13 protein-coding genes are annotated in these 10,210 nt (G+C 71.1%); 5 read left to right on the top strand and 8 right to left on the bottom strand.

The genetic code is table 11. The features are described from left to right. Nucleotides 1–1,095 (top strand): NAD(P)H-hydrate dehydratase (locus tag AX685_RS11490; RefSeq protein ID WP_082740833.1); only part of this gene is annotated, 1,095 nt, incomplete at its 5' end. Beyond that, nucleotides 1,092–2,261, top strand: a complete 1,170-nt coding sequence (locus tag AX685_RS11485; protein WP_066488776.1) for a class I SAM-dependent RNA methyltransferase — start codon at nt 1,092–1,094, stop codon at nt 2,259–2,261. The genes AX685_RS11490 and AX685_RS11485, both read left to right, overlap by 4 nt. Before the next feature lie 22 nt (nt 2,262–2,283). Here the strand turns inward: AX685_RS11485 and truA are convergent, their stop codons facing one another. After that, nucleotides 2,284–3,021, bottom strand: coding sequence for a tRNA pseudouridine(38-40) synthase TruA (gene truA, locus AX685_RS11480; RefSeq protein ID WP_066488774.1), 738 nt, complete (start codon nt 3,019–3,021; stop codon nt 2,284–2,286). Beyond that, on the bottom strand, nt 3,018–3,923 hold the full coding sequence (gene fmt, locus AX685_RS11475) for a methionyl-tRNA formyltransferase (RefSeq protein WP_066488773.1): 906 nt from the start codon (nt 3,921–3,923) through the stop codon (nt 3,018–3,020). Before fmt ends, truA begins: the two co-directional genes overlap by 4 nt. Before the next feature lie 54 nt (nt 3,924–3,977). On the opposite strand from fmt, the gene recR reads away from it, so the two are divergent. The 3 genes from recR to rmuC all read left to right on the top strand — a co-directional run bounded on the left by recR (nt 3,978) and on the right by rmuC (nt 6,870). Beyond that, nucleotides 3,978–4,574, top strand: coding sequence for a recombination mediator RecR (recR, locus tag AX685_RS11470; protein ID WP_066488771.1), 597 nt, complete (start codon nt 3,978–3,980; stop codon nt 4,572–4,574). Nucleotides 4,575–4,751: 177 nt separating this feature from the next. Continuing rightward, a complete protein-coding gene (gene def, locus AX685_RS11465; RefSeq protein WP_066488768.1) occupies nt 4,752–5,285 on the top strand; it encodes a peptide deformylase in 534 nt (177 codons plus the stop codon). 202 nt (nt 5,286–5,487) lie between these two features. Continuing rightward, nucleotides 5,488–6,870 carry a DNA recombination protein RmuC gene (gene rmuC, locus AX685_RS11460; protein WP_066488765.1) on the top strand — a complete coding sequence of 461 codons (1,383 nt, stop codon included), beginning with the start codon at nt 5,488–5,490 and terminating at the stop codon, nt 6,868–6,870. A 221-nt stretch (nt 6,871–7,091) separates the two neighbouring features. On the opposite strand, the gene AX685_RS11455 is transcribed toward rmuC, so the two are convergent. The 6 genes from AX685_RS11455 to AX685_RS11430 are packed head-to-tail and all read right to left on the bottom strand — an operon-like array spanning nt 7,092 to nt 10,209. After that, the gene (locus AX685_RS11455) at nt 7,092–7,406 is read right to left on the bottom strand and encodes a hypothetical protein (RefSeq protein ID WP_066488763.1); all 315 of its coding nucleotides are present in this window, start codon (nt 7,404–7,406) and stop codon (nt 7,092–7,094) included. Then, entirely contained in the window at nt 7,403–8,206 is an 804-nt protein-coding gene (locus tag AX685_RS11450; protein WP_066488786.1) for a TrmH family RNA methyltransferase, read from the bottom strand. The genes AX685_RS11455 and AX685_RS11450 overlap by 4 nt, the downstream gene beginning before the upstream one ends. 29 nt (nt 8,207–8,235) lie before the next feature. Then, nucleotides 8,236–8,505: an HPr family phosphocarrier protein gene (locus tag AX685_RS11445; protein ID WP_066488759.1), complete on the bottom strand. Its 270-nt coding sequence runs from the start codon at nt 8,503–8,505 to the stop codon at nt 8,236–8,238. Next, entirely contained in the window at nt 8,502–8,909 is a 408-nt protein-coding gene (locus AX685_RS11440; protein WP_066488783.1) for a PTS sugar transporter subunit IIA, read from the bottom strand. The genes AX685_RS11445 and AX685_RS11440 overlap by 4 nt, the downstream gene beginning before the upstream one ends. A 29-nt stretch (nt 8,910–8,938) precedes the next feature. After that, nucleotides 8,939–9,841, bottom strand: coding sequence for an RNase adapter RapZ (rapZ, locus tag AX685_RS11435; protein ID WP_066488781.1), 903 nt, complete (start codon nt 9,839–9,841; stop codon nt 8,939–8,941). Then, the gene (locus tag AX685_RS11430; protein ID WP_066488758.1) at nt 9,838–10,209 is read right to left on the bottom strand and encodes an HPr kinase/phosphorylase; all 372 of its coding nucleotides are present in this window, start codon (nt 10,207–10,209) and stop codon (nt 9,838–9,840) included. The genes rapZ and AX685_RS11430 overlap by 4 nt, the downstream gene beginning before the upstream one ends. Nucleotide 10,210 lies beyond the last annotated feature (1 nt).

Here is a 10,210-nt window from a genome sequence, read left to right as displayed (position 1 = left end):
GAGCAGGCGCGCGCCGGGTGGGGTGGGGTGGTCGAACCGCTCGCCACCGCGCGCGGCGCGCCGGTGGTGGTCGACGCGCGGTTCGGCACCGGCCTGTCGCGCCCGCTCGACCCTGCCGATGCCGCCGCGCTGGCGCGGCTGGTGTCGCAGGCGACGCTGTCGATCGCGGTCGACCTGCCCAGCGGCATCGCCACCGATACCGGCGCGTTGCTGGGCGACGTGCCCGCGTTCGACGTCACGCTCGCGCTCGGCGCGGTCAAGCCCGCGCATCTGCTCCAGCCCGGCGCCAGCCGCTGCGGCGCGGTGCGCCTCATACCGATCGGCGTGGAAAGCGCCCCCGCCGCGCACGTCCTGGCCGCCCCGGCACTCGCCGCGCCCGCGCCCGACAGCCACAAGTTCACGCGCGGCATGGTCGCGGTGGTGAAGGGGCGGATGGCCGGCGCCTCGCATCTGGCGGCGACCGCCGCGATGCATGCCGGCGCTGGCTATGTCGCGCTGCTCGGCCCCACCATCCCCGGCGCGCCGCACGCCCTGGTCCGCCGCCGCCTCGACGACGCGGCGCTTGGTGACCCGCGCATCGGCGCGCTCGTCGTCGGTCCCGGGCTTGGCCGCGATGACGAGGCGCAGGCGCTGCTCGACCGCGCGCTGGCGACCGCGCATCCGCTGGTGATCGACGGTGACGCGCTCCACCTGGTCACGCCGCAGCGGCTCGCCGCCCGCACCGCGCCGATGATCCTGACCCCGCACGCCGGCGAGTTCGCGGCGCTGTTCGGCGCCCCCGCCGGATCGAAGCTCGACGCCGCGCGTGCCGCCGCGCGGGCGAGCGGCGCGGTAGTGGTCTTCAAGGGGGCCGACACCGTCATCGCCGCCCCCGACGGTCGCGTCACGCTCGCCCTCGCGGCCAGCGCCTGGCTGTCGACCGCGGGCACCGGCGACGTGCTGGCCGGGGCGATCGCGGCGATGCTGGCGGGCGGGCGCGACCCCTTCGCCGCCGCCGGCGCGGGCGTCTGGCTCCATGCCGAGGCCGCGCGCCGCGCCGGCCCGGCGTTCATCGCGGACGATCTTGCCGCACGATTGGCAGGGATATTGGCATGACCACGATCGTCCGCGTCGCCGCGCGCGGTGACGGCGTCACCGACGACGGCCGCCACATCCCCTTCGCCGCGCCCGGCGATACGATCGCGGCGGACGGCACCGTCCAGCCCGGCCCGCACCACCATGCGCCGCCGTGCCGCCACTTCCCGGCGTGCGGCGGCTGCCAGCTCCAGCATCTCGACGACCAAAGCTGGTCCGGTTTCATCGTCGAACGGGTCGCCTCCGCGCTCGCCGCGCAGGGGCTGTCCGCGCCGATCCGCGCGCCGCAGCTGTCGCCGCCGCGCACCCGCCGCCGAGCGACGCTCCATTTCGATCCCGCCGGCCGGCTCGGCTTCGCGCAGGAAAAGAGCCACCAGCTGGTCGACGTGCAGGAATGCCACGTCCTCGCGCCCGAACTGTTCGCGCTGGTCAAGCCGCTCAAGCGCCTGCTCCCCTCGTTCAAGCCGAAACGCCGCCTCGACGTCCATCTGGCGCTCGCCGATCAGGGCGTGGACCTCATCGTCACCGGGATCGCGCCGGAGGGGCTGGCCCATGCGGATGCGATCTCCGCCTTCGCGCAGGAGCATCGCCTCGCGCGATTCGCGTTCGACGACGGCATGGGGCCGGAAACCCGCTGGGAACCCGATGCGGTGACGGTCACGCTGGGCGGCGTGGCGGTTCCGCTCCCCCCCGCCGCGTTCCTTCAGGCGACGCGCGAGGGGGAGGCCGCGCTGGTCGCCGCGGTGCGCGAGGCGATCGGCGATGCCGGCACCGTCGCTGACCTGTTCGCCGGCCTCGGCACCTTCGCGCTCGCGCTGCCCGGCCGCGTCTATGCAGCGGAGGGCGCGCGCGACGCGATCGCCGCGCTGAAGGCCGCCGCGGCCCGCACGCAGCGGCTGGTCTTCACCGAACATCGCGACCTGTTCCGCCGCCCGTTGACCACGGCCGAGCTGAACCGGTTCGGCGCGATCGTCCTGGATCCGCCGCGCGCCGGCGCGCGCGAACAGGCCGTGCAGCTGGCCGCCTCCGGTGCGCCGGCCATCGCCTATGTCTCCTGCAATCCCAGTAGCTTCGCGCGCGATGCGAAGACATTGTGCGAGGGCGGCTGGCGGCTCGACTGGGTGCAGCCGGTCGGCCAGTTCCGCTGGTCGACGCATGTCGAACTGGCCGCGCGCTTCAGTAGATAGCTTCCCCGAAGCGCCGCGCGCTTCAATAAACAGCCTCGACAAAGAACAGCCCGTCGGGCGGCGCGTTCAGCCCCAGCCGCTGGCGATCCGCCGCCGCCAGCGCATCGGCCAGGTCGTCGCGCGTCCACCGCCCCATGCCCACCATCGCCAGGCACCCGACCATCGAGCGGACCTGATGGTGCAGGAACGATCGCGCTGCCGCGCGCACCGTTACCCGGTCGCCGTCGCGCGCCACGTCCAGCCGCGACAGCGTCTTGACCGGGCTGGCCGACTGGCAATGCGCCGAGCGGAAGGTGGTGAAGTCATGCCGCCCGACCAGCAGCTGCGCGGCCTCATGCATCGCCTTGGCGTCCAGCGGCTGCGGCACCTGCCACGCCAGCCCCTTTTCGACCGTCAACGGCGCGCGCCGGTTGGCGATGCGATATTCATAGGCGCGGCCCAGGCACGAAAAACGCGCATGCCAGTCGTCGGGGACCGTTTCGCACGCCAGCACCGCGACCGGCGCCGGCCGCAACCGCGCGTTCAGCGCTTCCATCAACCGGAACGGCTCGATCGGCTTGGCGATCTCAACATGCGCGCGCATCCCCAACGCATGGACCCCCGCGTCCGTGCGCCCCGCGGCATGGCATGTCACCGTCTCGCCGGTGATCGTCGCGGCGGCGTCCTCGATCGCCTGCTGCACGCTCGGCCCGTGCGCCTGCCGCTGCCAGCCCATGAACGGGCGGCCGTCATACTCCACCGTCAGTGCGAAGCGGGTCAAAGGCGCGTTCCCGCCGCGATCGGGAAGCCGCGCAGCAAGTCCTCCACCCCCATCTCGCCGCGCCCCGCGCGCTTGACCCGGAAGGGACGGATCGCGTCCTCGCCGCACGCGATCAGCAACCGGTCGTCCAGCACCTCACCCGGCGCGCCGCGCCCGTCCTCGATGTCGGCGCGCAGCACCTTGATCCGCTCCCCGCCATGTTCGAGGAACGCGCTCGGCGCGGGGTTCAGCGCATCGATCAGCCGATCGACCTCGATCGCTGGGCGCGCGAAGTCGATCCGGGCCTCCTCCTTCGCGATCTTCGCGGCGTAGGTGACGCCCTCCTCGGGCTGCGGCACCGGCGGATAGGCATCCGGGTCCGCCAGCACCCGGACCATCAGCGCGGCGCCCATCGCCGCCAGCTCCCCGGTCAGCTCGCCGGTCGTCTTGCCCGCGCAGCGCGTGCGCCCCTCCAGCCGCACCGGACCGGTATCCAGCCCGCGCTCCATCTGCATGATCCCCACGCCCGTCTCGGCATCACCCGCCATGATCGCGCGCTGGATCGGCGCCGCCCCGCGCCAGCGCGGCAGCAACGATCCGTGGACGTTCAGGCACCCCAGGCGCGGCGCATCGAGCACCGCCTGCGGCAGGATCAGGCCATAGGCCGCCACCACCGCGACATCCGCGCCCAGCGCCGCGAACGCTTCAACCGCACCGTCCTCGCGGAACGACACCGGGCTACGCACCGGGATACCGTGCGCTTCGGCCCGCCGCTGCACCGGTGAGGGCACCAGCTCGCGCCCGCGCCGACCGCCCGGCCGCGGCGGCTGGCTGTACGCCGCCACGACGTCATGCCCCGCCGCGACCAGCGCATCCAGCGTCGGCACCGCGAACTCGGGCGTCCCCATGAAGATGATCCGCATGGCCCGCTCTCGACACGCTGGCGGCGCGTCGCGCAACCCCCTATCTGTTCCGGCATGGCATCTCAGGAGATCGACGCGCTCACCAGCGCGCTGGCGCGGCTTCCCGGCTTCGGCCCGCGCTCGGCGCGGCGCGCGGTGCTGCATCTGGTCAAGAAGCGCGAGGGCGCGCTCGTCCCCTTGCGCGCCGCGCTGGTCGCGGTGGAGGAACGGCTGGCGACCTGTTCGATCTGCGGCAATGTCGACACCACCGATCCGTGCGGTATCTGCGCCGATCCGCGCCGCGACGATCGCGCATTGTGCGTGGTGGAGGATGTCAGCGACCTGTGGGCGCTCGATCGGTCGCGGCTGTTCCCCGGCCGCTACCACGTGCTGGGCGGGCGGCTGTCCGCGCTGGAGGGCGTCCGGCCGGAGGATCTGGCGATCGACAGCCTGCTCGCACGTGTCGCGGGCGGCGGGGTGGACGAAGTGGTGCTGGCGATGAACGCCACGCTGGAGGGGCAGACGACCGCGCATTACCTCGCCGAGCGGCTGGAGAAATTCCCCATCCGCCTCACCCAGCTGGCGCACGGCCTGCCGGTCGGCGGCGAACTCGACTATCTCGACGAAGGCACGCTGGCGCAGGCGCTGCGCGCCCGCCGCCCGGTGGCGTGATCCGCGCCGTCCGTATCCGCGTCCCTTCACTTCGGTTCGCTCTGAGGAGCCGTTGAGCCTGCCGGAACGGCGTCTTGAAGGGGGCTTGGGACAAAAGCCTTCGCCACGCACCGGATGAACGATGGCGTGGTAGCCCCCTCGCTTGACGCTGTCGGGCCGCGCCCCTAGCTGGCGCGCATGGCCATTCTTCCGATCGTCGAAGTCCCCGATGCGCGCCTGCGCGAAACCTGCGCCCCCGTCGCGGAGGTGACCGACGAGGTGCGCGGCATCGTCGCCGACATGTTCGACACGATGTACGCCGCGCGTGGCATCGGCCTCGCCGCGATCCAGGTCGGCATCATGAAGCGCATCGTCGTCATCGACCTGCAGGACGGCATCGAGGAAGGCGAGGAAGCCGCGCCCGAGGCGGCACGCGATCCCCACGCCTATATCAACCCGGAAATCACCTGGGTCAGCGAGGAATTGTCGACCTACAACGAGGGCTGCCTGTCGATCCCGGAGCAATATGCCGAGGTGACGCGCCCCGCGCGCTGCCGTGTGACGTGGCTCGACACCGACGGCGCCCGGCAGGAGGCCGAGTATGACGGCCTGATGGCGACGTGCATGCAGCATGAGATCGATCATCTCAACGGCGTGCTGTTCATCGACCATATCTCGCGGCTGAAGCGGAGCATGTTGATGAAGAAGCTCGACAAGCTGCGCCGCGGCTGACCCCGCCGAATCGGAAAGTCCCACCGTCATGCCGGACCTGTTCCGGCATCCACCGCGCCGCATACACGACGCCCTCGGTCCAGCGGGACAGTTGCACCTGTAAGCAGGCGCTCCGGGACGACGAAGCATCCGCTTGAATGGCGCACCCGCCCCGGCCGATTAGCGGTTGCCGCCACGCCGTCGTTCGATCTATGTTCCGCGCATGGTCGAATATCTCCTCATCGCGCTCGTCGCCGTCGCACTGGGCCTTCTCATCGGCTGGCTAGCGGGCAAGCGGGAGGTCGCGGCGCTGCGCACCGACCGCGATGCGCAGGCCGAGCAGTTTCGCCGCGCGATCACCGATCTGGCCGCCGCGGAGGAGCGCGCGAAAGCAGCCGAGACGCTCCGGGAAGAGCTGACGCAGGCGCGTGACGAGCGCGAGGCCGCGCGCCTCGACGTCTCGCGCCTGACCGCCGAGGGTCGCGCCGCCGAGCAGCGCATCGCCGACCTGAAGGTCGCCGCGGACGAGATGACGCTGCGCTTCAAGGAAGTGGCGCAGACCGCGCTGACCGACGCGCAAAAGGCGTTCCTGGAGCGTGCCGAGGCGCGGCTGCGCCAGTCGGAGGAACAGGCCGGGCAGGGGCTGAAGGCGCTGCTGCAACCCGTCAACGACCGGCTGCTGCGCTATGAGGAAGGCGTGGCAAAGATCGAGGCGGAGCGCCGCGATGCCTTCGGCCAGTTGCATGGGCAGATCGAGGCGATGCGCGCCGGGCAGGAGCGCGTCTCGGGCGAGGCGGCCAAGCTGGTCAACGCGCTGCGCAACGCGCCCAAGGCGCGGGGCCGCTGGGGCGAGCAGCAATTGCGCAACGTCCTCGAAAGCTGCGGGCTTGCCGAGCACACCGATTTCCAGATGGAGGTCAGCGTCGCGGCCGAGGACGGGCAGGGCCGGCTGCGTCCGGACGCGATCGTCCGCGTGCCCGGCGGCAAGTCGCTCATCATCGACGCCAAGGTATCGCTCAACGCTTACCAGGATGCGTTCGGCGCGGTGGATGAGGGCGAGCGCCAGCTGGGCCTCGCCGCGCACGCCGCCTCGATGCGCGCGCATGTCAACGCGCTGGGAGCCAAGGCCTATTGGACGCAGTTCGCCGATGCGCCCGAATATGTGGTGATGTTCGTGCCGGGCGAACATTTCCTGTCCGCCGCGCTCGAACATGATCCGACATTGTGGGATTTCGCGTTCGACCGCCGCGTGCTGCTGGCCACGCCGACCAACCTGATCGCGATCGCGCGCACCGTCTCGGCGGTGTGGCGACAGGAAAAACTGGCCGCGCAGGCGCAGGAGATCGCCGCGCTCGGCAAGGAACTCTACGCGCGCCTCGCGGTGATGGGCGGGCATGTGTCGAAACTCGGCAAGAACCTCGATACCGCGATGGGCGCCTATAACGCCTTCGTCGGTAGCCTCGAAAGCCAGGTGCTGACCAGCGCGAAACGGTTCGAGACGCTTAACGTCGACACCGGCAACCGCTCGATCGAGGCGCTCCCGGTCGGCGAACAGATCGCCCGCCCGCTCACCAAGCTGGCAGCGCTGGACGATGCGGCGGAATAGCGATGGCGCTAGGGCCGATCGACATTCGCCTCCGTTCGCCCTGAGGAGCCGTTGAGCTTGTCGAAACGGCGTCTCGAAGGGATGCCCAGATCGGATCGTCTCCCGGACGATCCTGAATCTATCGGTGGCATGTTTCCCAGCATGCGCTTCGAGACGAGGCTTCGACTTCGCTCAGCCTCTCCTCAGCATGAACGGATCGTGGGCCTGAGGGTCGATCCGACCTAGGGCCGGTGCCCGCCACATCCCTCCAGCCGCCGGCCGCGCCAGACGATCGTGACACGGTCGGGATAGACGCGATCGCTCATTCCGTCGCTACATGCAGTCCGCTCGGTCGTGATCGTCAGCGCCCGGGACCGCCAGCGCCAGCCGCGCGGCCGGCGTTCGGGGTGATCGACCGCCACCACCACGTCGCGCCGCCCCGGCTCGCCGATCCGCGCGCGGCGACCGGTGATCGCGACGTTCCAGAACGGCTCGGTTCCCAGCGCGCGGTAGATGGCGGGCGGGGTCGCCGCGGCGATTGCCAGCGCGGCGATCATCCGCGGCCGTGCCGCGCCAGCACCTCATAGGCCATCACCGCGGTCGCCACCGCCGCGTTCAGGCTGTCGGCCTTGCCGCACATCGGCAGCTTGACCAGCAGGTCGCACGCCGCCTCGTAATCCTCGGGCAGACCCTGCGCCTCGTTGCCGGTCAGCAGGAAGGTGGGGGCGGCATAGGGCGCATCGCGATAGCCTTCCTCGGTCTGGAGGCTCAGTCCCACCAACTGCCCCGGACCCTGGCGCAGCCACGCGATGAATTCCGTCCACGGCGTTCGCACGATCGGCACCGTGAACAGCGCCCCCATGCTGGCGCGCACGGCCTCGGTGGAAAACGGGTCGACGCATTTGTCCACCAGGATCAGCGCGCCCGCGCCCACCGCATCGCCGGTGCGCAGGATCGTGCCCAGATTGCCCGGATCGCGCAGCCGCTCGGCCACCAGCCAGATCGGCGCGGCGGCGCGGTCCAGCGCGTCGAGCGTCGTCTCGAACATGTCGAACACGCCGACCACCGCCTGCGGATTGTCCTTGCCCGACAATTTGGACAGGATGTCGGGCGTGGTCTCGATCGCCTCGCCATAGTCCGCCTCGACCGCGTCGATCAGCGCGCGCACCAGCGGGTGGCCCGCGCTGGCCGCGGCGAAGAACAGGAACCGCGGCACGCGCCCCGTCTCCAGCGCCTCGGTCAGGATGCGCAGCCCCTCGGCGAGGAACAACCCTTCCTCGCGCCGGTGGCGCTTGTCGCGCAGGCCCTGCACGCGCTTGACCAGCGGGTTCGAATAAGCGGTGATGATTCTGGGCATCAGGCGGCGCACATGGACGGGAAGGGGGATCAATCCTCCCCGAACTTGCCCTCCACCAGCGCGCACATCGCCTGCACCGCATCCTCGGCGGCGTCGCCATCGGCGCTGATCGTGATATGGTCGCCCTTCGCGGCGCCCAACATCATCAGCCCCATGATCGAGGTGCCGATCACCTCCGAATCGCCCTTGGCGACCTTCACCGACGTCGGCAGGTTCGACGCCAGCGTCACGAACTTGGCGCTGGCGCGCGCGTGCAGCCCCCGGCGGTTGGTGACCTCGACGGTGCGCGAGACGGTCACGCCGCCGCCTCGCCCAGCACCTCGGAGGCCACCGAGATATATTTGCGCCCCGCCTCGCGCGCGGCGGCCACCGCGGCGACGACGGTCATCGCCTTGCGCGCCGATTCGAGCCGGATCAGCATCGGCAGGTTGATCCCCGCGATCACCTCCACGCGCCCGCGCTCCATCAGCGAGATCGCCAGGTTGGAGGGCGTGCCGCCGAACAGGTCGGTCAGCACGATCACGCCGCGCCCGTCGTCCACCTCCGCGATCGCCCCGGCGATGTCGGCGCGCCGCGCCTCCATATCGTCGTCGGGGCCGATCGCGACGGTACGCACCTGTTTCTGTGGCCCGACGACATGCTCCATCGCCGTCACGAATTCATCCGCGAGCCGGCCATGGGTGACGAGTACCAGGCCGATCATGGGGCCGATCATTGTTTTCGACATTCCGTTCATAGACCCTGCGGCCGTCCCTCAGGCGTATCCTGCGGCGCGGCGCCCAGATCGCGATGCCGGATGGTGGGCGAAAAACCGCCGTCGCGCAACCGCCCAGCCACGCGCTCGGCGACATGGACCGAGCGATGCTTGCCCCCCGTGCACCCGAAGGCGACGGTGACATAGGGTTTTCCCTCCGCATGGTAGCGCGGCAGCAGGAGCAGCAGCAGCTCCTCGATCCGCCCGACCGCCTCGTCATAGGCGGGGTCCGCCGCGATATAGGCGCCGACGCGCGCGTCGCGCCCCGTCAGCGGGCGCAGCGCCGGGTCCCAGTGCGGATTGCGCAGGAACCGCATGTCGAACACCAGGTCGGCGCCGGTCGGCACACCGCGCGAAAAGCCGAACGACTCGACCGTCAGCGTCGTTTCGCCCTGCGCCTCGCGCACGAACGCCTCGCGGATCTGCTGCGCCAGCGCGTTGGGGCGCATCCGCGTCGTGTCGATCAGCCGGTCGGCCGCCGCGCGCAGCGGCGCCAGCAGCGTGCGCTCCTGCGCGATCCCCTCGGCCGCGGGGCGATCGGTGGCCAGCGGGTGGCGCCGCCGCGTCTCGACATAGCGACGCGCCAACTCGCTACCGGAACAGTCGAGGAACAGGATCTCCGCCGAGACGCCGGCACGGGTGCGCAGGTGGTCGACATGGCGGATCACCGCCTCCGGATCGAAATCGCGCGTTCCCGTGCCCAGCCCGACCGCGATCGGCCGCTCCGGCCCGCCGCCGTCGCCGGCCGGGGCGATCACCACGCGCCCCAGCAGCGACAACGGAATGTTGTCGACCGTCTCCCAGCCCAGGTCTTCCAGCGTCTTGAGCACATTGGTCTTGCCCGCGCCCGCCATGCCGGTGACGATCAGTACCTCGGTCATCGCGCCGCCTCCACCGCGCGCGCCAGCGCCCATTCGACCTTGATCGGGGCGCTGGGCCAGCGCGGGTCGATCACCACCTGGGGCAGGGTGACGCCGGCGATCTCGATCATCTGCGGGTCGGGCATCCGTTCGTCCTCATCGCCGAGCGCCACCGCCATGACGACCGGCGCGACGATTCGATAGGGCCAATCGACGATTCCGATCCCGCGCACCTCCATCCGCCCCGCGATCGTCGCAGGGGCGGCGGCGGTCAGCACCCCGTCGCTGGCGGTCAGCACGGTGTAATCGTCGGACACCAGCTCCGCGCCGCGGTCGATCAGGCGCAGCGCCAGGTCGGATTTGCCCGCCCCCGACCGCCCGGTGATCATC

Source organism: Sphingomonas sp. CCH9-F2 (assembly GCF_001556735.1).
Lineage (GTDB): Bacteria > Pseudomonadota > Alphaproteobacteria > Sphingomonadales > Sphingomonadaceae > Sphingomonas > Sphingomonas ginsenosidimutans.
This window is presented reverse-complemented; position numbering and strand designations above follow the sequence as displayed.